The sequence below is a fragment of the Methanobrevibacter sp. TLL-48-HuF1 genome (assembly GCF_023617305.1).
Lineage (GTDB): Archaea > Methanobacteriota > Methanobacteria > Methanobacteriales > Methanobacteriaceae > Methanocatella > Methanocatella intestini.
The window spans coordinates 779,804-801,436 of record NZ_CP081485.1 but is presented as its reverse complement, the minus strand read 5'-3'; the positions used below and the strand labels follow the sequence as shown (position 1 = coordinate 801,436).

Below are 21,633 nucleotides of genomic sequence, written 5' to 3'. Positions count from 1 at the left end.
TCATTTCCATCTTTTAAGTTGTGGAAATGTTTCATTTAACATTTTTCTAACTGTTTTTTCATCCATGTCTGTATTTTCGACAGTTTTTGGAACACAAAAATCAATCATTTCTTCCATAGATATATCTGCTGTAAATTCACCATTTTCATAGCAGTAAATACAGTAATCTTCGTTTTTACTGCCATCTTTGTTGCTGCCATATAATTCTTCAGTCATTGGCATTGCACAGGACTGACAGAATTTCATATTTGAATCAAATTCCATATTAATCATCCTTATAACATTAGATTTTTGCATGGGTCAACCTGTTTTAATCTAATGCTTTTTCTGCGCCAAGGGTTTGGTAGCATATAATTAGAAAAAACCAATTATACTAAATTGGGATTTTGCGCAGTTACAACAGAGATTATTGATAAAAGCAATACTATCATTATAACAAGTATCACCATGCAAGCTTGAATATCATAGTTACTATATTCTATTTCATCTATTATAGAACTTTTCTTTCTTAAATCAGCTTTTATTGTAGTATCTGAATTTTTCAACATTTCTATCACATCGCTAAATTAATATTGTTTGAAAGTGTAATATAAAGAAAGAGAGACACCCCATTTGAAAAGTAATATTTTAGGAAGAAACTATGAAAAAATTTGAATTTTTTGATGTAACTGCAGATATAGGATTTTATGCTTATGGAAACAACTTAAACGAGGCTTTTGAAAATGCAGGATTGGCATTATTTAATATAATTTCTAAAACAGAATATATAGAACCCATAACTTCCAAATCATTTGAAATAACTTCAGAAGACAAAGTTTCTTTATTGTATGATTTTTTAGAGGAACTTTTATTTTTGCATGAAATAGAATTCATGTTATTTTCACAATTTAAAGTCACGATTAATAAAACAGATGACGGATATCACTTAAATGCAACAATTGAAGGTGAAGGGATTAATTGGGATAAACATTATCGCGGTGATGAAGTTAAAGCTATAACATTTCACAAAATGAATATTATTGAAAAAGATATTGTAAAACTTTCAGCAATTGTGGATTTATGAAAACATATATAATAAATTATATTTAAATAATTAAATATGCAAAGAAGAAAATCAGTTTCAAGAATATTTGAACTAATTGTAGGAGGCTTAGGGGCACTTATAAGTTTAGTTTCTAGTTCATTTATCTTATTGATTGGAAGTTTTGGATTTGGAGCAACCTCCTTTTTAGGACTTATAGCCACTATCGGATCATTTTTAGGTATTTTTGCATCTATTCATGTATTTAAAGATAGTGACGTTGGCGGATTCTTATTTATTGTTTCTGCAATATTGGTTTTATTAGGATCCACTTTCTTTGGTGTTCTTGGAGCAGTATTATTGTTGGTTGCAGGAATGTCTGCATTATTTAGAAAATAAAATTTTTTAAAGTACTTTTTTTAAGTCTTTAATGGATTTTATTTTTCTCAATTTATTAATGAGGTTTATATCCTCATTTAACTTGTTTTTTTCCCAGCTGCAAAAAATAGCGGGGATTTGTATTAATTTATTCTGTTTTTTACCAAAAAATTATTTATTATCCTTTTAATAAATATTATAAAATAGTTTGTGATTTTTATGGGTATTAAAGATAAAATTAAAAAAGTTAGAGATAACGTCTATGAGGTTCCAGGAAGTGTTAATAAAAAAATGAGGGCTTCTGGAAGATTGTATCTTGATGATGAAAGTTTTGAAGCTTTAGAAGATGGAGCTATTGATCAGATTGTAAACATTGCATGTCTTCCAGGTGTTCACAGATATGCAATAGGCTTGCCTGATATTCATTTTGGATATGGATTTCCAATAGGTGGTGTAGCAGCATTCAGTGAAAAAAACGGAATTGTATCTCCTGGAGGAGTAGGTTTTGATATTAACTGTGGAGTCAGGTTAATAAAAACCAATCTTAAACAATCTGACATTGAAGACAAACTTGATGAATTAATTGAAGCATTGTTTAAAAATATTCCGTCTGGTGTAGGAAGCAAAGGAAAAATCAAGCTTAAAGAAAATGAAATAGATGATGTTTTAAATTTTGGAGCAGAGTGGGCTGTAGAAAATGGCTATGGATGGGAAGAAGATCTTGAAGTTTTAGAAGAAAACGGAAGAATCAAAGAAGCTGACTCAACTAAGGTCAGTGACAAAGCTAAAAGAAGAGGAATACCTCAATTAGGTTCTTTAGGTTCTGGAAATCACTTTTTAGAAATTCAGGTTGTTGATGAAATCTATAATGATGAAGTAGCTGGTGTATATGGTCTTGAAAAAGGAATGGTTGTAATTATGATTCACAGCGGCTCAAGAGGTTGCGGACACCAGGTCTGTTCTGATTATTTGAGAGTAATGGATAAAGCTTATAAAAATCACCAAATTGATCTTGCAGACAGACAGTTGGCTTGTGCACCATTCGATTCAAAAGAAGCTCAGGACTATTTGAAAGCTATGTATGCAGCAGCCAATTATGCATGGGCAAACAGACAAATGATGACTCATTGGATAAGGGAAACCTTTGAAGACATTTTAGGAGAATCAGCTAAAGATATGGGAATGGATATTGTTTATGATGTAGCTCACAACATTGCTAAACAGGAAACACACAAATTCAAAGGCAATGACATGAAATTGGTAGTCCACAGAAAAGGAGCTACCCGTGCATTTGGACCGGGAAGTGAAGAGATTCCTGAAAAATACAGGAAAGTTGGTCAGCCTGTGTTAATTCCGGGAACAATGGGAACAGCATCTTATGTATTGCATGGAACACAAACAGCAATGGAAGAAACATTCGGATCCACTGCACATGGTGCCGGAAGGGTTTTATCAAGATCACAGGCTAAAAAAGACTACAAGCCTGAAGAAATCAAAAACAATTTAGCTGCAAATGGTGTTAAAATCAGAGCTACAACTGAAAATGTAATCGCTGAAGAAGCACCGGGCGCATACAAAGATGTGGACAGCGTAGTTAAAATATCTGACAGTACAGGAATAGCTAAACTTGTTGCAAAAGTAAAACCATTAGCTGTTACAAAAGGATAAGATAAGATGATTGGAATTATTGGCGGCAGTGGAGTTTACGAAATAACTCAAAAGGCAGATAATGTTGAAAAAAAAGTAGTTAAAACAGATTATGGGGATGTTGAAGTTTCTGTTTTAGATATATTTAATAAAACAGTAGTTTTTATTCCAAGGCATGCTTCAGGACATAGTATTCCTCCACATAAAATCAATTTCAGAGCTAATATTGATGCACTTAAGAATGTGGGAGTTACACAGATAATAGCTACCAATTCTGTCGGATCTATGAATCTGGAAATGCCTCCGGGGTCATTTGTAATTCCTGATGACTTTTTAGATTTTACCGAAAACAGAGACAAAACCTACTTTGAAGACCATGTTGTTCATGTAGATGTAACTGAACCTTATTGCAGCCGTTTAAGGGATATAATAGCTGATTGCGGTGAAGTTATTACTGGAGGAACATATGTCTGTACACAGGGGCCTAGATTTGAAACACCTGCTGAAATTAAAATGTTCAAACTTCTTGGAGGAGATCTGGTAGGTATGACTGGAGTTCCTGAAGTAACACTTGCCCGTGAAAGGGCAATCTGTTATAACTCAATTTGCATAGTTTCAAATTATGCATCTGGAATTTCACAGGATAATTTAACTATTGATGAAGTATTTGAAATGGTTAAAGCTAAAGAGGAAGATTTGATGGTTTTAATTTATGAAATTATTAAGCATTTGGATGATGATTTTGACTGTCCATGTCAGCATGCTTTAAACGGTGCTGAAGTTTAAATTCTTTTTTCCAAAAGATTTATTATTTGATTAACAAAATTTTATTTAGGTTGATGTTATGGCAAAAGTTATATTATTAAATTCTAGTCCACGAGCTAACAGCAACACTCAGGATGTTCTGGAAGTTTGTGCTGAAGAAATTGAGAAAAATGGTGTTGAAGCTGAAATCATATCTTTAAGAGGAAAACAGATACAGTCCTGTATTGCATGTAACGGATGTGCCGGAACTGGAAACTGTGTTTTAAATGACGGTTTAGAGGAAGTCATTGAAAAAATCAGACATGCTGACGGATTTATTCCTGCAGCACCAGTTTACTTTGGAACTGCAAGAGGAGATATAATGGCTGCTCTTCAAAGGATTGGTAAAGTTTCAAGAGGAAATGACAAATTTTTAGACTGGATGGTTGGAGGTCCGATTGCTGTTGCAAGACGCGGTGGGCAAACTTTAACCTTACAGGAAATGACAATGTTTTTCCCAATTAACAATATGATAATAGCTGGAAGCACTTACTGGAATATGGTATTTGCAGGTCCTGAAGGTACAGCTTTAGATGACAGTGAAGGAATAGACACTATTAAGTTATTTGGGCAAAATGTTGCCAATATAATTAAAAAATTAGTTGATTAAAATGAGAATTGCACTTGCATCTTCTAACGGAGATGCTGTTGATTTGCATTTGGGAAAAGCAGTATCATTAGCTATTTATGATGTAGTTGATGATAAATTTGATTTTGTTGAAACAAGAAAAGTAGCTATTGATAAGAATGCTAAACATCAGGGTGGAGATGTTATTCAAAAATGCAATGACTGTGATGTTATAATTTCTACTCAGCACGGATTCAAATCTAAAATTAAAGCAGAAGATGCAGGTATTAAACTGGTTAGTGATGAAGGTCCTGTTGAGGAGGTTTTACAAAGATATATTGATCACTATAATTTTATGAATAGCTAATTTTTCTTTTTATTTTTTTAACAAGTTTTATATATGATAATCACAATATTAGTATTATGGAAGAATTATGTACTATTATTTTAGGAGTGCTTATTGCACTAGTGATATTTTCTATTTTAGGATAATATGAAAAATAAAATAAATATTGTGATAGTAATTGGCACATTAGCTATTTATAGTTTAAATCAGTTGGTTTTAAAGAATTTGGGAATTCCGTTTTTCAATAATTATCTAAATGATTTACTAGCTGTGCCTTTATTTTTTGCTTTAATAAACAGCATTTCATTATACAGGTCAAATACCCAAGTAACGTCCTTTAAATACTTATTTGTAATTACAGTAGGTCTGTCTTTTTTAGGGGAATATCTGGCTATTTTTTTAAGACCCGGCAGTGTTTCTGATTGGTGGGATGTTTTATGTTATTTTATCGGAATGTTTGTATACTACTTAATTACAAATGTAATAATTAAGCCTATATAGTTCAGATGGTAGAACGATTGACTCGTAATCAATAGGTCTGGGGTTCGACTCCCCATATGGGCTTTTAAAAAATTAATTGGAGGTTGTTTTAATGGAATCTAAGGATTTGATTATAATAATTTGCGCAATTATTGCTGGGGCATGCATTATAGCATTTGCAATTGCTTTCGTGGATGATTTCCATGATGATGAAGACGATATGTCATATACTAACTGCACTGCTGAAAATTTAACTAATAACACAACTGCAAACAATACGAATGATAACAGTCAGCCAAAACCATCATCTGATTCAGGAGTTTATGTTGTAAGTGAAGTGGTAAAATATAATTATCAGGCAGACGACGGCAGCTATTATCGTGAAGTAACTTATTCTGATGGTGGTTTTAGACAGTATAATACTTCTAATGGAAAATTAATTGGATCCAGCTATGCTTCAGACCAAAAATATTTGCCTAGTATGGAATAAGGAGTTTTAATGCTCCTTATTTTCAGGCCCGTGTTATGAAATCATATTTTTATTTTGTTTTAATGAGTTTTTACTATTTTAAAATGATATTATAATCATTCTTTTTGTTTAAGTTTGTAATAACTGATGTTATAAGTTATATGGAATAAATTATTTAATCCTTTAACAAGCTTTATATATCATGAAGAAAAAAAGTAATAGTAACCTTTAAGGGCGGGTTTTAATAATTTAAAACTTTATAATGAATTATTCTTTAAAATAAGTGAGTAGAACTCACAGTAGTCGATTAATGGATTATAAAACTATAATCAATTATAATCTTATTTTATATTCTGTGTTGTGTTTAATTTAACAAATACAGTATTTAGTGGACTATTTTTAAATTTACTATAGCGATAGCTATATTTTTAATGATAATAGAAATTTACGGAAAAACTATAAAAGGTTGATATAATGGCAAAAGCAAAAACAAGACGTAGAGTACGTGATACATGGAAAGAAAAATCCTGGTATACTATTAAAACACCAGTAAACTTTGAAGACAAAGAAATTGGAGAAACTCCAGCAAGAGATCCTGATTACCTTATTGGTAGGGGAGTAGAAGTTACTATGAGGGAATTATCCGGTGACTTTTCCAAACAATACATCAAACTCAGATTTGAAATTGACAATGTAGCAGGAGATGTTGCAAACACCAAATTCACTGGTCACAAAACTACTACTGATTATGTAAGAAGTATGATTAGAAGAGGAACCAGTAGAATCGATGCTTCTTCTATTGTTAAAACTAAAGATGACCGTAAAGTTAAACTTCATGTACTTGCAGTAACTACCAGAAGGGCTAAATCTTCCCAACAAAAATACATGAGACAAGTTATTAATGATTTATTGGCTGAAACTGCAGCAGAAAAATCTTTCGATGAATTAATAAAACTTGTTGTAAACGGTAAATTAGCATCTGAAGTTTATCACAATGCTAAAAAAATCTACCCTCTCAAAAGAGTGGAAATTATCAAAAGTAAAGTATTAAACTAAATACTTTCACTTATTTTTTTTTCATTTCAGTATATCACATTGTTATATTTCATTATAAAAAAATAAAAATCAGAACTGCACTTTCGGTACAGCTTTTTCATCTTCAGAAATTTCAATAAAGTTCGCAGTTTTAAATCCGAACATCTGTGCAACTAAATTGCCTGGAAACTGTTCACAGCTGTTATTGTAGACTAAAACAAAATTATTGAATCTTTCTCTATAAATAGCTATTTTATCTTCACTTTCCTGTATCTGTCCCTGCAAATTTAAAAAGTTTGTATTGGCTTTTAGTTCAGGATACCTTTCAGCTATTGCGAATAAATTAACAAGACTTCTGGATAGCTGAGAATTGGATTTCTGTATATCATCAATATTTCTTGCATTCATTAATGAAGCTCTAGCCTGACTTACCTGACTGAATGTCTCTTTTTCGTGTTGGGCATAACCTTTAACAATTTCCACTAAATTCGGAATTAAATCAGTTCTTCTTTTTAACTGAACATCAATTTTACTCCAGGAACTTTTTACCTGGTTTCTTTTAGTCACTAAGTCATTGTAAATTGAAATGGTGTAGCTGATGATTCCTGCAAGGATTATTAATATAATTAAAACATAAACGGAACTTCCAGGGATAATATGTCCCATTTCAATACTTACAAATAAGATAGCCAGTACAATAATTATCTTATATAATGTTCTCATAAGATAAATTATGGTTAATATATTATATTAATTATATGGTTAAAATTAGGTAGATTTTTATATTATTCTTTAGAAATACTATTATGTTGATAATATGGTTGAAAAGTTAATAATGATTAATTGGGGTTATGTTTTAATTCTATTTTTATTAGGGTTCTTAACATACAAAAGAAAATCCTTAGATGCTCTTGGATCAGTTGTTATGATTGTTATGGGTATTATCATTATTTTTTCAGCGGGATTTAACTGGTTATTATTAATTTTGATATTCCTTATTTTAAGTTTGGTAGCTACAAAATTCTCAAAATCATATAAAAAATCTTTAGGAGAATTTGAAGGTAGAAGGACTACTAAAAATGTTATTTCAAATGGTATTGTAGCAGTTATGATGGCAGCATTTGGCGGTTACTATTTATCATTTGTCGGAGGATTTATTGGAGCAATAGCTACTGCAACAGCAGATACTTTAGCTAGTGAAATAGGAGTATTGCACCAGCCTAGATTAATTACTACTTTTAAAAAGGTCGAACCGGGAACTGATGGGGCAGTATCTGTTTTAGGAACTGTTGCAGGTATGGTTGGTGCAGCTGTTATTGGTATTTGTGCTTATTTGCTTGGAATTATTCATGATCCTGTTTTAGGTGTTATTTTAGCAGTTATTCCGGGAACATTAGGCTGTTTTATGGACAGTATCCTTGGAGCAGTCTTTGAGAGAAAAGATTTACTTACAAATGAACATGTAAATCTTATAGCTACTATTACCGGAGCTTTAATTGGTATTTTACTTGTTTAATTAATTATTTTAATAAGTTAAAACAGATAGTAAATCATGTCCATGGCAGAGTTTAATTTTGATATTGGTGTTTCAACACTTATTGCAGTAATTATTGCAGTGTATTATAAACGCAGGTATGGCGATGAGATTTTTAAGGATAAACGTACCTGGGTTAAGATACTTGTACTGTTTTCTGTTGCAAATTTAATTAAAGTTATGATTAAACCTTTAATAGGTTTCTAGACTAATAATTTTATAACTATTGAAAAATATATTTAAAAGTATTATATTAAGGTGACATTATGAAGGGAATAGTTTTAGTTATGGATGGTATGGGGGACCGTCCACTTAAAGAATTTGATAATCAAACCCCTCTCCAAGCAGCTAACACTCCAAATATGGATGAAATGGCTAAAAATGGTATAACTGGAATTATGGATTCAATAGCTCCGGGAATTATACCTGGTAGTGATACTGCTCATTTATCTATTTTAGGTTATGACCCATATGAAGTATACACCGGAAGAGGTCCTTTTGAAGCAGCTGGTGTTGGAGTGGATGTTATTCCTGGAGATATTGCATTCAGATGTAATTTCTCAACAGCTGACGAAAATGGTATAGTTACTGACAGGCGTGCAGGAAGAATCAGAGAGGGAACTCATGAAATCGTTGAAGTGTTAAATACAATGGTTCTGGAAGATTATCCTGACATTAAAATTATTTTTAAAGAATCAACTGGCCACAGAGCAGTTTTAGTATTGAGAGGTGAAGGTCTTTCAGATAAAGTAAGTGATGCTGATCCTAAAGTGGAAGGAAACAAACCTAAAGAGGTTATAGCTTTAGATGATTCTGAAGAAGCTAAAAAAACTGCAGATATCTTAAATAAATTAGTAGCTAAATCTTATGAAATGATTAAAGACCATCCGGTTAATTTGGAAAGAATAGAAAACAATGAACCTCCAGCAAATATTATTATTCCTCGTGGTGCAGGAGAAGTTCCGGTTGTAGAAGCTCTAAATGACAAATATGAAGTTAATTCTGCATGTATTGCTGAAACTGGCCTTATTATGGGAATAGGCAGATTTGCAGGTATGGATATTGTTGAGATGGATGAGGTTACTGGTGGAATTGACACCAATTTGGAAAATATCAGAGACACTATCCTTGATCAGGTTAAAAATTCAGACCATGACTTTTTCCTGATAAACATTGACGGAGCAGATGAAGCAGGTCATGACGGACAGGCTATTGAAAAACGTGACTTCATTGAAAAAGTTGACAGAGTTGTTATGAGCGAACTTAAAAAACTTGAAGATGTTTATATTTTCTTAACTGCTGATCATTCAACTCCAATTTCTGTTTTAAACCATTCAGGTGATCCAGTACCTGTTATTATCACAGGCCCTGAAGTAAGAGTAGATGATGTTTGTGAATACTCTGAAGTAGCTGTTGCAAAAGGAGGGCTTTGCAGAATTAGGGGATCTGATGTTATGAATATCATGATGGATTTAATGAACTATGCTCATAAATTTGGAGCTTAAAAGAGTTGATTTAATGGCTGTTAAAAAACTGTTTGGAACTTCAGGAATCCGGGGGAAAATAAATTCTGAAGTTACCTGTGAACTTGCATTAAATGTCGGTAAATCTTTAGCTTACTATTTAGGTAATGAAGGAACTGTAGTTTTAGGTTATGATACAAGAACTACCAATGTAATGCTTGACCAGGCTATCTGTGCAGGTTTGCTTGAAAGCGGAGTAGATGTAATTAAAATAGGTATGGTTCCGACTCCTTTAGTAGGTTATGCTACTGATAAATTAGGAGCAGATGCCGGAATAATGTTAACTGCATCACATAATCCTTCACAGTACAATGGGATTAAAATATGGAATTCTAACGGAATGGCATATACATCAGTTCAGGAAGCTGAAATTGAAGAAATCTATTCAAATAAATCCTACACTTCAGTAAGCTGGGATAAAGTTGGTAGCTTAAAAGTTAATGAAGAAATTAAAGGAAAATACATTGATGATTTAGTAAGTATGGTAAATATTAAACCAGGATTAAAAGTTGTTATTGATTGTGCTTCAGGTGCTGGAAGCGAAATATCTCCTTTGGTATTTAGAAAAGCCGGATGTGAGGTAACAGCTCTCAATTCTCAGCCTGACGGATTTTTCCCAGGAAGAAATCCAGAACCAAATGCAGAAAACCTGCAAAATTTAATGAAAACTGTAGTAGCTATCGGAGCAGATTTGGGAATTGCTCATGATGGGGATGCAGACAGAATGATTACAATTGATGAAAACGGAAATATTTCACCATTTGACTCTTTACTTGCATTGATGTCTAAAGAATTTGATGGAGATATAGTTACTACTGTAGATGCAGGTTTATGTATGGATGAATCTGTAAAAGGTAATGTTTTAAGAACTAAAGTCGGAGATGTAAATGTAGCTGAAGTTATAATAGAAAAAGATGCTGCATTTGGAGGAGAACCTTCAGGAACATGGCTGCATCCTGATTTCTGTATGTGTCCTGACGGTATTCTTTCAGGTTTGAGAATGGCTGAACTTGTATCAAACAAAGGTAAATTGTCTGAATTGCTCTTAGAGATTCCTTCTTATCCCAATATCCGTGAAAAAATAACCTGTTCTAAAGAAGCTAAAACAGCAGTTATGGAAAACATGGAAGATTTATTGAAAGACAGTTTTGATGATATTAAAGAAATTAATTCCATTGATGGTGTTAGATTAACTTTCAATGATGACAGCTGGGTTTTAGTAAGGCCTTCAGGAACTGAAGATTATATCAGAATAACTTTAGAGTCTAAAGACAGCACAAAAGCTCAGGCAATTAAAGAAACCTGTGTTAAAATCATAAAAGAAAATATTTAATTTCTTTTTCATGCAGCTATTATACTGCATGTTTTTTTCAGCCTTCTTTTTTCAATTAAAAAAATTAATTAATAAGTATAAACTTAACATATTATAATAGTTTAAAGTAATAACTTATGGGGTAATGAAATTGAAAGCTATAATTTTAAGTGCCGGCGAAGGTTCTAGAATGAGGCCGCTGACCCTTACAAAACCTAAAACAATGTTGCCGGTAGCTGGAAAACCAATTATTCAGTATAATATTGAGTCTTTAAGAGACAATGGTATAACTGATATTTTACTTATTGTACGTTATAAAGAGGAAATGGTTAGAAATTACTTTGGAGACGGAAGTGATTTTGGTGTTAATATTTCCTATAAAACTCAAAAAGACTTTTTAGGAACAGCTAATGCTATTTCATATGGTGAAGATTTTATTGATGATAGTATTATAGTTTTAAATGGAGATATTATACTTGATGATGAAATTATTCATGAAATAATTAAGAAGTATAATTATTTAACACCTGATACTTTAATGCTTTTAACTGAAGTGGAAGATCCTTCAGCATTTGGTGTTGTTGAAATTGAAAACGGAAATATTAAAAGCATTGTAGAAAAACCAAAACGTGAAGAGGCACCAAGTAATCTGGTTAATGCTGGAATTTACATATTCAATAAAGATATTTTTGACAAAATTCGTAAAACAGAAATCTCTGAAAGGGGTGAATATGAAATTACTGATTCAGTATCTTTGCAAATTAAAGATAATAAAACAGTTATCGGCCATAAAACTTCTAAAGATTGGATTGATGTTGGCAGGCCATGGGAATTAATTGAAGTAAATGAAGATTTAATCGGCAAACTTAAAACAGAAATTAAAGGAACAATTGAAGATGGTGCATTTATTCATGGTGAAGTATTTTTAGATGAGGGAAGTGTTATTAAAGCCGGTGTGTACATTGAAGGAAATGTGTACATTGGTAAAAACTGTGATATAGGTCCTAACTCTTATATTCGTGGAAACACTTACTTTGGTGACAATGTTCATGTTGGAAATGCTGTTGAGATTAAAAACTCAATTATTATGGAAAATACCAATGTCAGTCATTTAAGTTATGTAGGTGACTCTGTTATTGGTTCTAACTGTAATATAGCAGCAGGAACAAATATAGCTAATTTGCGTTTTGATAATGCAACTATTAAAACCAAAATCAAAAATCAAAAAATAGACAGTGGAAGACGTAAGTTAGGAGCTATTATTGGCGATTCTGTAAAAACAGGTATTAATTCAAGTTTTTCTCCAGGTGTAAAAGTAGGTCATAACTCTACTATAGGATCTGGTGTTTTATTATATGAGGATTTGCCTTCTGATACAAGAGTATTGGAAAAGCAAACTCACATTGTTCAAAAGAAAAAGAAAAAAAATTAACTAAATGGTGATATTATGGAAAATAAAAAAGACTCTGTTGTAATATGTCCTGGTGCACAAGTACTCGGTGATGTTGAATTAGGTGAAGATGTATCAATTTGGCATGGTGCTGTTGTTAGAGGTGATGTAGATTCTATTAAAATAGGTAACAACTCCAATGTACAGGATAACTGTGTGTTACATTGTACTGAAGATTTTCCAATAACAATTGGAGATAATGTATCTATAGGTCATGGTGCTGTTGTTCATGGCTGTACTTTAGAAGACAATGTATTAATCGGAATGAATGCAACTGTGTTAAATGGTGCACATATAGGTAAAAATTCTATTGTAGGTGCCGGAGCTGTTGTAAGTGAAGGTAAAGAATTCCCTGAAGGCAGCCTAATCTTAGGAGTTCCGGGCAAACTAATAAAAGAAGTTTCTCCTGAACAAATTGAACATATTCAGGAAAACGCAGATAATTACAAAAAACTTTCAAAACAATATAAATAAGGTTAAAAAATGAAACCAAGGGCAATAGTTAGTGAAATGGATTCTTATGTTCCAGGTAAATCTCAGGATGAGATAGCTAGCGAATTTAACTTAAATAAAGATGAAATAATTAAATTAGGATCTAATGAAAATCCATTTGGCCCATCTACTAAAGCTATTGAAGCTATTGAAAATGAATGTAAAAATATAAACAGATATCCGGAATCAGTTTTAAATGAGCTTCAACAGGAATTAGCTAATTACTCGGGGGTTAAACAATCCCAGATTATTATTGGCGGTGATGGTGCTGATGAAATCATTGATGTTTTAGCTAAAACATTTATTAATGAAGGAGATGAGTTTATTGTACCTCTGCCTTCATATATGTATTATGAATATTTATTGCAGCAATATGGTGCTCGTCCAGTTTATGCCGAATGGAATATGAATGAAAATAAATTGGATATTGATTCAGTTTTAAATTCTATAACTGACAAAACAAAAATGATTTTCTTATGCACTCCAAATAATCCTACCGGTACTTTAATTGATAAAAAGGATATTAAAGACATTGCATCTAAAAATCCTGATGTTTTAATTGTCGTAGATGAAGCTTACTTTGAGTATGCTGAAGTTACTAACAAGGATTTAATCAATGAATTTGACAATATTTTCATTATCAGAACAATGTCTAAAGTAATGGGATTAGCTGGAATGAGAACGGGTTATGGTTTGGCCTGTAGCGAGATTATTGAATATATGCACAGAATCAAACCAGTATTTTCTCTAACAAGATTGTCTTATGTAGCTGCTCTTAATACTTTAAGAGATAAGGACTACATTGAAACATCTATTGAAAAAGGAATTGAAAGTAGGGAATATCTTTATAATGAACTGTCAAAAATTGATTCATTAAATGTTTTCCCTTCAAAATCTAATTTTATGCTGATCGGCATAAAAGACACAGGATTTACAGCATCTGAATTTGCAGTGGAGCTTATGAAAAAAGGTGTCATTGTAAGAGACTGTACTTCATTTAAAGGACTGGATGAATATTGGATTAGAATAAGTATCTGTACTTTGGAAGAAGATAAAAAATTCATTGAAATTGTAAAAGAGGTATTGTCATAATGTATGTAGGGGGAACTGTAATTTCTTCTGTTGAATTTCATGGGAATATGTCTTTTGTCATTTTCATGTCAAAATGCCCTCTTGCTTGCCGTTATTGTCATAATGTTGAACTTTTAGATGATAGCACTCAGCAAAGTTTTGAAGAAATTAAAAAAGAAATAGATGATGCCAGCGATTTTATTGATGCAGTTGTAATATCTGGAGGGGAACCTCTAGTTCAAAGTGATGCAGTCATTGAAATATTGGATTATGTCCATAAAATAGGCCTTAAAACCAAATTGGATACCAGCGGAATTTATCCGGATAAGCTTGAAGAGATTTTAAAACTAAATATTTTGGATTTCATTTCTTTGGATGTTAAAGCTCCTTTTGAGAAATACAGAAAAATTACAGGATCCAATATAGGTTCTCAGGTTCACAAATCAATGAATCTTATAAACAAATATGGTGTTCATCTGGAAGCCAGAACAACTTATGTCCCAACCCTACATACTAAAAAAGATATCTATAATTTGGTAATGGATATTGAAGCTGAAGTTTACACTATTCAGCAATTTAGAAACAGAAATGTTTTGGATCCTGCATTGGAGGAGGTGGAAGTGCCAAATCCTCATGATTTAAGAAAACTTGCAGAATCTGTAAAACCTTATTTTGATGGTGTTGTAAAAGTAAAATCTGCAGAATTCGGTGAAGAAATAATATAAATTTATTTGGGGGGGGGAGAAAAATGCCAATCTTATCATTTTCAAGTCAGGACATTGATATAATCACTGGAAAAAAGACAATGACAATACGTAAGCTTTGGAAAACTCCTCTTAAAAAAGGCGACAGGCTTTATTGTTACTGGAATTTAGTTTCTAAAGAAAAAAAGAAAATTTTTGAAGCTAAAGTAGCAGATGTGCAAACAATTCCTTTTTCTGATTTGAAAAATAATGATGAATTAGCTAAAAAAGAAGGATTTGAAAGTGCTGCTGAAATGGTTAAAGATTTCAAAAAGATGTATGCTGGCAAAATTGAAGATTCTGAAATGTTTCAAATTATTTACTTTGAAAAATTAGATGTAAATGATTGGAAAGGGGATAAAATCGATGAAAAAGCTATGATAACACAAAGAGCAGATATTCTTTTTGACAGCGGTAAATTTGACAAGTCTACAATGTGTTATGATGCTGCTTTGAGAATTGATCCTGAAGATGTTTATCTGTTAAATAAGCAGGGAGACAACCTGTCAAGGCTAGGACACTTTGATCAGGCAATACTGTGTTATGATAAAGCTTTAAAAATTGAACCTCATAATGAGTATATACTGAACAATAAGGCAATAGCTTTACTTAACTCCGGAAAATTAGACGATGCGCTGAAGGTTAGTGATATTGCACTGGCTATAAATCCGAACAGTTCAATTGTTTTATATTGGAGAGGATTTATTTTAGAAGTTTTAGGTAAGTTTGATGAAGCTTTGGATGTTTATGACCATTTGATTTTAATAGATAGTGAAAATCCGGAAGTATGGAACTCAAGAGGAAATTTATTGTCTGATATGGGTAAATTAGAAGAAGCTATTAAATCTTTTGATAGGGCATTGGAAGTATGTTTTGATGATTCTGAATTGGATGCAGGTTCTATAAATCGTATGGGTAATGCTTATATTGATTTAGGTAAATTAGATGAAGCTCTAGAATGTTTCAACACAGCTATTTCTTTAGAAAAAAACAATATTGATTTTTTATTAAATAAAGGAGTAGTTTTAATGGAGCTGGGAAAATTTGAAGAAGCTGTAGAAAGCTTTAATAAAGTTTTACTTAAATCTCCAGATAATGAAGATGCATTTTTCCTAAAAGAAGAATGTTTGGAGAATTTGTAGTATGTTTAAGGATAAATTAGAATTGTTTTACAATGAAAGTATTTTAAATAAAAAATATATTTTCTTTTATTTGATTTTTATAGTGGCTGCATTTTTCTCAATGATGAGTTTAAAAAATTATGCTGCTCCTAAATTGGAAATTCTTGTTTTTGCAGTTGTAGCTATTTTGGGAATCTTTTTAATTAATTATTATAGTTTAAACAGTAAAAAGAATCTGTTTAAAGTAGTTTTTATAGCTATTTTATGTTTTGGATTAATATGTTCCTCTTTGATGCCTCTTTTTGATGCATGTGATGAGGAAGAGCATTTTGAAAGAGCATTTTTAACTTCTCAGGGAGATTTTTTCCCGAATTATCAGAATAACAGTTTTAATTCAATTCAAAGTGTTTTGGTTTTAATTGATAACAGGCCTGCAACAGTTTTTGATACAAATGTTGATACGCAGCCTATTAATTACACATCTACTCATTATCACTCTGCATTTCAGCAAAATCCGTTTTTCGGTTATTTGGCACAGGGACTGGGAATTTTACTTGCTGAAATTTTATCTTTAAATCAGATTTGGATGCTGTGGTTAGCCAGGGCTTTCAATGTTTTATTATATGCAGCTCTTGCAGCTTATGCAGTTAAAAAAACACCGATTGGAAAACATTTGTTTTTTGTAATGGCAGCTGTTCCATTAGCTATTTATCAAATATCTTCAGTAAGTATTGATGCAACTATTTTTGGTTTGGCTTTAGTAGCTGTTGCCTATCTGTTTTCACTGATTAAAAGTAGTGAAAAAGTAACTCCTAAACAAATTGCTGTTTACACGCTGCTCTGTCTGCTTTTAGGTTTATGTAAAGTTACTTATTTTGCATTTATATTTTTAGTTCTGCTTATTCCCAGAGATAACTTTGAAAGAAACAAACAGTATTTATTTGGCATTTTGGCAGTTGCTGTTTTAGCTGTTGTAGCTTTATTGTGGTCAAAATATTATGCAACTCCTGCAATATTGCATTCCTACAGAATGGATTATATGGCTCAGCACAATATTAATGCTGCTTCTCAGGTACAGTATCTGATTTCCCATCCTTCACAATTTGTAATAGCTATTAATTTTGCTTTAAATAATTTAGGTTATATTTTCAGCTCTTTATTTACGTTTTCATATCCTCATGAAGGACATATGCATAATTCAGATTTTATATCTCCGATTTATCAGCTGTTTTTAGGAGCTCTGATTTTTTTATATCCTTTAAAAGAGAAATTTTCCAGAAATTTCAGAATTGGTGCTCTGGCTGTTGCTGTTTTGGTTTATATTGGCACATTTGTAATCCAGCTGCTGACATGGACTCCTGTAGGAAGTATTTATACTGAAGGTATTCAGGCAAGGTATTTTTTACCTCTGTTTATTTTACTGCCGTTTATATTTAATTTTAATGATAATTTAGGTTTGGATACTGAAAAAATTGATAATTATATTGTAGTTTTAGTTTTAGGCTTTATAGCAGCTACTGTTTTGTGTCTTGTTTGTGGCTGTTATTAGCCGTATTTTTTTTTAATTATTTAACTAACAAGTGTTAGTTTTATATACTATTAAAACAATAGTATAACTAACGACTGTTAGTTTGGGATATTTATGAAAATACAGACAAAAGATAAAATATTTGATGTAGCATTAGATTTATTTTCTAAAAAAGGATATGATTCAGTATCTATTAGAACAATAGCTTCAGAAGTAGGGATTAAAGAAAGCTCAATTTATAATCATTATTCAAGTAAAAAAGAGATTTTAATGTCAATTTTAAAATATTTTGAAGAATATTTTCAGGGAAATCCCTTAGATGATGAAAATGTCAGAAAATTACTTGAAAAAAACCCTGAAGAGTTCTATCATCAGGGATCGGAAATGTTTAAACAGCAGATTTTCGAAGAAAAGATTTTAAAAATTCTGAAGCTGATTTTTGTTCAGATGTATCAGATAGATGAAATTAAAGAATTTTTCCTAAATGAAATACTTGGAGGGTCTGTTGCCTTCTGGAGTGATGTTTTTGAAATATTAATCCAAAAAAATGTAATAGGAAGCGACTGCAGTCCGAATAAATTGGCGGAAATGTATTTCGGATTTTCCATGTTTAAATTATGGGAAATATTTCTGAAGCATGAGGAATTTCCAGAAGCAGAAATTGAAATCATGTTTGATGAAGTTGAAGAGTATCATAAATTCCTTCTGGATAGTGTAAGGGCTGATAAAGATGATTAGTCCGGATTCACCATATGAAGTTAATGACATGTATTATGATGATGTAAAAAAATTAGCTGATGAATTTCTGGAATTTGCTCACAGCTGCTTTGATGATGATGAAAAAATTCTTGAGGGATTAATTGTAAGTGTTTACTGGAAGTTATGCTGTGATAAATTTTCTTCTTTAGCACAGATAATTGATTATTTGGAATATATTGGGGATTTTAATGATCAGCTCCCTTATTTAAGAAAATGGGAAAATACTGATTTTTCCCCATATCTTATTTTGGGAGATTGGTTTTGTAAAAATGCTTCAAAATACTTGGCACCATATACATTTAATTTAAATTATTATTTGGAAAAGTATAAGGATAAGCCTAAATCAAAACAAGAGAAAATATTTTTCAATAGTTCAAAAGAATTATACTATTTAAACATGCTTTGCTCTGAAATAATGGGGAGAATTTTCAGACCAGATTATGAATCAAGAAAAAGAAAAGCAATAGTCCTGCCAATATGTATGAAAATAAATCAGAAAAGCTGTCATGCTATTGAAAAAAAACTTGGAGAAGTCTGTCAGGAATGTAATTCGGAATGTGAAATAGCTAAAATAACTGAAGAGTATGACTGTGAAGTATATCTGGTTTCCCATAAATCCTCGGCATTTCAAAATGCAACAGATACTGATAAAAAAGAGCTGGCTATTGTTGGAGTTGCATGTCCTTTAAATTTAATTTCAGGAGGATGGAAAGCAGCAGCACTTGGAATGCCTCCGCAATGTGTACTGCTTGATAAAGTAGCATGCAGCAGACATTGGCTTAATGAGGATGTTCCATCATCAATCAATAAAAAAGAGTTAAAAAAAATATTTTAGAAGTAAATTAATACTTCTTAATCTTTGTATTTTTTAATTAAACTTAATCCCCAGTCAGTCATTGCATCTGCTTTTTCCTGAGAGTCAGATTCAGCAAAACATCTGAAGATTGGTTCAGTACCTGACGGTCTGATAATTACCCATCCATCATCTTTTAGGATTTTAACACCGTCAGTAGTGTCTAAGTCGAAATCAGTAGTGGTTTTTATTTCATTAGCTATGTTTTCCATAACTTCTTCTTTTAAATCATCACTGCATTCAATTTTTGTTTTTGTTGCATAGTAAACAGGAAGTTCTTCAACTAATTTGGATAATGGCTTTTTCTCTTTAGCTATTGTTTCAAGTATTTTAGCTACAGTCATAACTGCATCTCTTCCGTAAACAAAATCAGGGAAGATTAATCCACCGTTTTCTTCTCCACCAAATAATCCATCTTCATCTTTTAATTTACGGGCTACAAGCAAATCTCCAACAGCAGTAGCTATTACTTCACCATTGTACTCTTCAGCAATATCATAAATAGCCTGTGAGGTTGCAACAGTTGTAACTATTGTACCGCCGTTATTTTCTTTAAGCATCTGTTTTTCAACAAGTGAAAATGTTTTATCTCCAAGTACGAAGTTTCCTTTTTCATCAATACAGATGGTTCTGTCTGCATCTCCGTCATGAGCAAGTCCAATATCTGCATTTAACTGTTTTACAACATTAATTAGCTCCTGTAAATTTTCTTCAATTGGTTCTGGGTCACGACCCGGGAAAAATCCGTCAGCCTGACAGTTTAGAGTAGTTACATCACAGCCTAATTTCCTAATTAAATAAGGAGCAGTGTATGATCCGGCTCCGGAACCGCAGTCAACAACAACTTTTAAATTGGCTTTTTTAATAGCTTCAACATCTACTTTGCTGATTGCTTCATCAATGTATTCGTCAATAATTTTGTCATTGTGGTATAATTGACCAATTTCACTCCAGTGAGCTCTTTTTGGTTCTTCATCAAAATATAATTTTTCAATTTCTAATTCCATATCATCAGGAATTCCAATACCTAATTCATCTAAAAATTTGATTCCATTATATTTAGGAGGATTATGTGAAGCAGTAATCATAACTCCGCCATCATAATACTTGCGAACACCATATTGGACTCCAGGAGTAGGTAGGATTCCTAAATCTACAACATCACAACCGGAAGATAAAAGTCCAGCTTTTACAGCTTCCATTAACATGGGACTGCTTGTTCTTGTATCTCCACCAACAGCTACAGTTCCTTGAACTACTGATCCGTAACATGCTGCAAGTCTGGATGCAAATTCAGGAGTTAAAACTTCATTAGCTACTCTTCTAACTCCAAAAGTCCCGAATAATCTTTTTTTATCTGACATTATTAATTGCCTCATAATTTTTTATATTACATTTATTTTTATTTTTAATAAATAAAAAGTTAATGATATCCTGAAAATTCTTTTAAATAAGGTATTTTACTTAAAATTACAGTTACAATCCATGTTATTAAAAATACTCCAATGGTCATTAGCACTAATCTTATAACTATTCCAAATCCATTTGCTCCTGCTGTAAATATACTTAAATGATTTCTGATAAATAAAAACAGGGTTATATGACTTAAATACATTCCATAACTGGCTTTACTTATTGATAATGTTAATTTTCCTGTTGTTGTAGCAGTATTTAAGAAAAGACACCTTACAAATAAAAATACTGATGCGCCTAATCCCAAGCGGAAAATTGAGAAATCCAAATATGAATTTAAATATAAATAGGGATTGTTAAATTCATAAACTCCAATTTCAGGCATCTGGTAACTTACAAACAGTGAAATCAGAAACAGTAAAACAGTTCCTGCCATAACTTTTTTAGGGGATTTTATTTTTACATTAGCCAAATAATAACCTACAATAACATAGGACAATCCTCCAATAAAGAATCTTAAATCTAAATATGAAGTGATATTAAAGAATCTGCAGGCAGTATAGAATACTGAAGCTAAAATAAATATCATTATAAAGTATCTGACTTCATTCAATCCTCTATTTCTTATAAACTCATTGATAAATGGTATTGCAAGATAAACCCCAACAATCAAATAAAAATACCATCCCAAATTATTTAGAAATGTGTTGGCTATGTCATAGCTTAAATTACTGATTCCCGTGGTGTGCAGTGAGTAAATTCCATAAATAATAATCCAGAATATAAATGGGATGGTGATTCTGGGAAATCTCTTTTTATAAAATCCTGATACTGTCGGGTAGTTTTTATTTAGTAGAAGAGCTCCGCTAATCATTAAAAAGATAGGAACACCAATATTTCCAATTGTTGATGCAAGTTTTTGCCAGTCAACACCGACAATTGTAGATGTTACCCATAAAGAAGCAATGTGAACTAAAATAATAGCAAATATTCCAATAACTCTTAAATCGTCTAAATATTTAATTCTTTGCTGATTCATAGTTTCACCAGTTATCTATAATTTTAGTTTCAAATAATATTAAAAAC

At 31.8% G+C, this 21,633-nt stretch carries 26 protein-coding genes and 1 tRNA gene; 22 read left to right on the top strand and 5 right to left on the bottom strand.

All coding sequences use genetic code 11. From position 1 onward, the window contains the following. The gene (locus tag K4897_RS03945) at positions 1-297 is read right to left on the bottom strand and encodes a zinc ribbon domain-containing protein (protein WP_019264569.1); all 297 of its coding nucleotides are present in this window, start codon (positions 295-297) and stop codon (positions 1-3) included. Positions 298-368: 71 nt separating this feature from the next. After that, positions 369-548 (bottom strand): hypothetical protein, encoded by a 180-nt coding sequence (locus tag K4897_RS03940; protein ID WP_250416946.1) that lies wholly within the window; start codon positions 546-548, stop codon positions 369-371. A gap of 92 nt (positions 549-640) precedes the next feature. On the opposite strand from K4897_RS03940, the gene K4897_RS03935 reads away from it, so the two are divergent. The 10 genes from K4897_RS03935 to K4897_RS03890 all read left to right on the top strand — a co-directional run bounded on the left by K4897_RS03935 (position 641) and on the right by K4897_RS03890 (position 6,769). Continuing rightward, complete coding sequence (locus tag K4897_RS03935) at positions 641-1,063, top strand: archease (protein WP_019266486.1); 423 nt, start codon at positions 641-643, stop codon at positions 1,061-1,063. A 36-nt stretch (positions 1,064-1,099) separates the two neighbouring features. Next, positions 1,100-1,420 (top strand): hypothetical protein, encoded by a 321-nt coding sequence (locus tag K4897_RS03930; RefSeq protein WP_019264566.1) that lies wholly within the window; start codon positions 1,100-1,102, stop codon positions 1,418-1,420. A gap of 198 nt (positions 1,421-1,618) precedes the next feature. Continuing rightward, the gene (locus tag K4897_RS03925) at positions 1,619-3,067 is read left to right on the top strand and encodes an RtcB family protein (protein ID WP_250416805.1); all 1,449 of its coding nucleotides are present in this window, start codon (positions 1,619-1,621) and stop codon (positions 3,065-3,067) included. A gap of 6 nt (positions 3,068-3,073) precedes the next feature. Beyond that, on the top strand, positions 3,074-3,832 hold the full coding sequence (gene mtnP, locus K4897_RS03920; protein WP_019264564.1) for an S-methyl-5'-thioadenosine phosphorylase: 759 nt from the start codon (positions 3,074-3,076) through the stop codon (positions 3,830-3,832). Between the two features lie 58 nt (positions 3,833-3,890). Beyond that, the gene (locus K4897_RS03915; protein ID WP_019264563.1) at positions 3,891-4,460 is read left to right on the top strand and encodes a flavodoxin family protein; all 570 of its coding nucleotides are present in this window, start codon (positions 3,891-3,893) and stop codon (positions 4,458-4,460) included. A gap of 1 nt (position 4,461) precedes the next feature. Beyond that, the gene (locus tag K4897_RS03910) at positions 4,462-4,785 is read left to right on the top strand and encodes a NifB/NifX family molybdenum-iron cluster-binding protein (protein WP_019266482.1); all 324 of its coding nucleotides are present in this window, start codon (positions 4,462-4,464) and stop codon (positions 4,783-4,785) included. A 126-nt stretch (positions 4,786-4,911) separates the two neighbouring features. Beyond that, on the top strand, positions 4,912-5,265 hold the full coding sequence (locus tag K4897_RS03905; RefSeq protein ID WP_250416802.1) for a hypothetical protein: 354 nt from the start codon (positions 4,912-4,914) through the stop codon (positions 5,263-5,265). Then, positions 5,256-5,328, top strand: a tRNA-Thr gene (locus K4897_RS03900). The genes K4897_RS03905 and K4897_RS03900 overlap by 10 nt, the downstream gene beginning before the upstream one ends. 28 nt (positions 5,329-5,356) lie before the next feature. After that, complete coding sequence (locus tag K4897_RS03895) at positions 5,357-5,734, top strand: hypothetical protein (protein ID WP_019264561.1); 378 nt, start codon at positions 5,357-5,359, stop codon at positions 5,732-5,734. Between the two features lie 453 nt (positions 5,735-6,187). Then, the gene (locus tag K4897_RS03890) at positions 6,188-6,769 is read left to right on the top strand and encodes a 30S ribosomal protein S3ae (RefSeq protein WP_019264560.1); all 582 of its coding nucleotides are present in this window, start codon (positions 6,188-6,190) and stop codon (positions 6,767-6,769) included. A gap of 69 nt (positions 6,770-6,838) precedes the next feature. Here the strand turns inward: K4897_RS03890 and K4897_RS03885 are convergent, their stop codons facing one another. Next, positions 6,839-7,414 (bottom strand): LemA family protein, encoded by a 576-nt coding sequence (locus tag K4897_RS03885; protein WP_019266481.1) that lies wholly within the window; start codon positions 7,412-7,414, stop codon positions 6,839-6,841. Positions 7,415-7,565: 151 nt separating this feature from the next. Here K4897_RS03885 and K4897_RS03880 point away from each other — a divergent pair, with 151 nt between their 5' ends. The 12 genes from K4897_RS03880 (at position 7,566) to K4897_RS03825 (ending at position 19,116) form a co-directional block, all read left to right on the top strand. Next, on the top strand, positions 7,566-8,264 hold the full coding sequence (locus tag K4897_RS03880) for a TIGR00297 family protein (RefSeq protein ID WP_019264558.1): 699 nt from the start codon (positions 7,566-7,568) through the stop codon (positions 8,262-8,264). Positions 8,265-8,300: 36 nt separating this feature from the next. Further along, entirely contained in the window at positions 8,301-8,489 is a 189-nt protein-coding gene (locus K4897_RS03875; protein WP_250416800.1) for a hypothetical protein, read from the top strand. A 59-nt stretch (positions 8,490-8,548) separates the two neighbouring features. Then, entirely contained in the window at positions 8,549-9,787 is a 1,239-nt protein-coding gene (locus K4897_RS03870) for a 2,3-bisphosphoglycerate-independent phosphoglycerate mutase (RefSeq protein WP_250416797.1), read from the top strand. Next, entirely contained in the window at positions 9,765-11,138 is a 1,374-nt protein-coding gene (gene glmM / locus K4897_RS03865) for a phosphoglucosamine mutase (protein WP_250416795.1), read from the top strand. The genes K4897_RS03870 and glmM (K4897_RS03865) overlap by 23 nt, the downstream gene beginning before the upstream one ends. Positions 11,139-11,262: 124 nt before the next feature. Beyond that, on the top strand, positions 11,263-12,549 hold the full coding sequence (gene glmU, locus K4897_RS03860) for a bifunctional sugar-1-phosphate nucleotidylyltransferase/acetyltransferase (protein WP_019266478.1): 1,287 nt from the start codon (positions 11,263-11,265) through the stop codon (positions 12,547-12,549). A gap of 15 nt (positions 12,550-12,564) precedes the next feature. Continuing rightward, positions 12,565-13,041 carry a gamma carbonic anhydrase family protein gene (locus K4897_RS03855; protein ID WP_019264553.1) on the top strand — a complete coding sequence of 159 codons (477 nt, stop codon included), beginning with the start codon at positions 12,565-12,567 and terminating at the stop codon, positions 13,039-13,041. Between the two features lie 9 nt (positions 13,042-13,050). Then, the gene (gene hisC / locus K4897_RS03850; RefSeq protein WP_250416793.1) at positions 13,051-14,151 is read left to right on the top strand and encodes a histidinol-phosphate transaminase; all 1,101 of its coding nucleotides are present in this window, start codon (positions 13,051-13,053) and stop codon (positions 14,149-14,151) included. Continuing rightward, positions 14,151-14,855: an anaerobic ribonucleoside-triphosphate reductase activating protein gene (locus tag K4897_RS03845; RefSeq protein WP_019266476.1), complete on the top strand. Its 705-nt coding sequence runs from the start codon at positions 14,151-14,153 to the stop codon at positions 14,853-14,855. The genes hisC and K4897_RS03845 overlap by 1 nt, the downstream gene beginning before the upstream one ends. A 23-nt stretch (positions 14,856-14,878) precedes the next feature. Next, complete coding sequence (locus K4897_RS03840) at positions 14,879-16,015, top strand: tetratricopeptide repeat protein (RefSeq protein WP_019266475.1); 1,137 nt, start codon at positions 14,879-14,881, stop codon at positions 16,013-16,015. Position 16,016: 1 nt separating this feature from the next. Then, entirely contained in the window at positions 16,017-17,543 is a 1,527-nt protein-coding gene (locus K4897_RS03835; RefSeq protein ID WP_250416791.1) for a DUF2142 domain-containing protein, read from the top strand. A 93-nt stretch (positions 17,544-17,636) separates the two neighbouring features. Next, positions 17,637-18,260 carry a TetR/AcrR family transcriptional regulator gene (locus tag K4897_RS03830; RefSeq protein WP_250416788.1) on the top strand — a complete coding sequence of 208 codons (624 nt, stop codon included), beginning with the start codon at positions 17,637-17,639 and terminating at the stop codon, positions 18,258-18,260. Then, the gene (locus K4897_RS03825; protein WP_250416786.1) at positions 18,253-19,116 is read left to right on the top strand and encodes a DUF116 domain-containing protein; all 864 of its coding nucleotides are present in this window, start codon (positions 18,253-18,255) and stop codon (positions 19,114-19,116) included. Before K4897_RS03830 ends, K4897_RS03825 begins: the two co-directional genes overlap by 8 nt. Before the next feature lie 17 nt (positions 19,117-19,133). Here K4897_RS03825 and glmM (K4897_RS03820) read toward each other — a convergent pair whose 3' ends face one another. Beyond that, complete coding sequence (gene glmM / locus K4897_RS03820; protein WP_019264545.1) at positions 19,134-20,513, bottom strand: phosphoglucosamine mutase; 1,380 nt, start codon at positions 20,511-20,513, stop codon at positions 19,134-19,136. A 44-nt stretch (positions 20,514-20,557) separates the two neighbouring features. Next, positions 20,558-21,586 (bottom strand): acyltransferase, encoded by a 1,029-nt coding sequence (locus K4897_RS03815; RefSeq protein ID WP_250416783.1) that lies wholly within the window; start codon positions 21,584-21,586, stop codon positions 20,558-20,560. Between the last annotated feature and the right edge of the window lie 47 nt (positions 21,587-21,633).

Excerpts from the sequence above, each read along its gene's own strand:
- K4897_RS03945 (WP_019264569.1), bottom strand. The coding sequence starts at position 297 with ATGCAAAAATCTAATGTTATAAGGATGATTAATATGGAATTTGATTCA.
- K4897_RS03940 (WP_250416946.1), bottom strand. The coding sequence starts at position 548 with ATGTTGAAAAATTCAGATACTACAATAAAAGCTGATTTAAGAAAGAAA.
- K4897_RS03935 (WP_019266486.1), top strand. The coding sequence starts at position 641 with ATGAAAAAATTTGAATTTTTTGATGTAACTGCAGATATAGGATTTTAT.
- K4897_RS03930 (WP_019264566.1), top strand. The coding sequence starts at position 1,100 with ATGCAAAGAAGAAAATCAGTTTCAAGAATATTTGAACTAATTGTAGGA.
- K4897_RS03925 (WP_250416805.1), top strand. The coding sequence starts at position 1,619 with ATGGGTATTAAAGATAAAATTAAAAAAGTTAGAGATAACGTCTATGAG.
- mtnP (WP_019264564.1), top strand. The coding sequence starts at position 3,074 with ATGATTGGAATTATTGGCGGCAGTGGAGTTTACGAAATAACTCAAAAG.
- K4897_RS03915 (WP_019264563.1), top strand. The coding sequence starts at position 3,891 with ATGGCAAAAGTTATATTATTAAATTCTAGTCCACGAGCTAACAGCAAC.
- K4897_RS03910 (WP_019266482.1), top strand. The coding sequence starts at position 4,462 with ATGAGAATTGCACTTGCATCTTCTAACGGAGATGCTGTTGATTTGCAT.
- K4897_RS03905 (WP_250416802.1), top strand. The coding sequence starts at position 4,912 with ATGAAAAATAAAATAAATATTGTGATAGTAATTGGCACATTAGCTATT.
- K4897_RS03895 (WP_019264561.1), top strand. The coding sequence starts at position 5,357 with ATGGAATCTAAGGATTTGATTATAATAATTTGCGCAATTATTGCTGGG.
- K4897_RS03890 (WP_019264560.1), top strand. The coding sequence starts at position 6,188 with ATGGCAAAAGCAAAAACAAGACGTAGAGTACGTGATACATGGAAAGAA.
- K4897_RS03885 (WP_019266481.1), bottom strand. The coding sequence starts at position 7,414 with ATGGGACATATTATCCCTGGAAGTTCCGTTTATGTTTTAATTATATTA.
- K4897_RS03880 (WP_019264558.1), top strand. The coding sequence starts at position 7,566 with ATGGTTGAAAAGTTAATAATGATTAATTGGGGTTATGTTTTAATTCTA.
- K4897_RS03875 (WP_250416800.1), top strand. The coding sequence starts at position 8,301 with ATGTCCATGGCAGAGTTTAATTTTGATATTGGTGTTTCAACACTTATT.
- K4897_RS03870 (WP_250416797.1), top strand. The coding sequence starts at position 8,549 with ATGAAGGGAATAGTTTTAGTTATGGATGGTATGGGGGACCGTCCACTT.
- glmM (WP_250416795.1), top strand. The coding sequence starts at position 9,765 with ATGCTCATAAATTTGGAGCTTAAAAGAGTTGATTTAATGGCTGTTAAA.
- glmU (WP_019266478.1), top strand. The coding sequence starts at position 11,263 with ATGAAATTGAAAGCTATAATTTTAAGTGCCGGCGAAGGTTCTAGAATG.
- K4897_RS03855 (WP_019264553.1), top strand. The coding sequence starts at position 12,565 with ATGGAAAATAAAAAAGACTCTGTTGTAATATGTCCTGGTGCACAAGTA.
- hisC (WP_250416793.1), top strand. The coding sequence starts at position 13,051 with ATGAAACCAAGGGCAATAGTTAGTGAAATGGATTCTTATGTTCCAGGT.
- K4897_RS03845 (WP_019266476.1), top strand. The coding sequence starts at position 14,151 with ATGTATGTAGGGGGAACTGTAATTTCTTCTGTTGAATTTCATGGGAAT.
- K4897_RS03840 (WP_019266475.1), top strand. The coding sequence starts at position 14,879 with ATGCCAATCTTATCATTTTCAAGTCAGGACATTGATATAATCACTGGA.
- K4897_RS03835 (WP_250416791.1), top strand. The coding sequence starts at position 16,017 with ATGTTTAAGGATAAATTAGAATTGTTTTACAATGAAAGTATTTTAAAT.
- K4897_RS03830 (WP_250416788.1), top strand. The coding sequence starts at position 17,637 with ATGAAAATACAGACAAAAGATAAAATATTTGATGTAGCATTAGATTTA.
- K4897_RS03825 (WP_250416786.1), top strand. The coding sequence starts at position 18,253 with ATGATTAGTCCGGATTCACCATATGAAGTTAATGACATGTATTATGAT.
- glmM (WP_019264545.1), bottom strand. The coding sequence starts at position 20,513 with ATGAGGCAATTAATAATGTCAGATAAAAAAAGATTATTCGGGACTTTT.
- K4897_RS03815 (WP_250416783.1), bottom strand. The coding sequence starts at position 21,586 with ATGAATCAGCAAAGAATTAAATATTTAGACGATTTAAGAGTTATTGGA.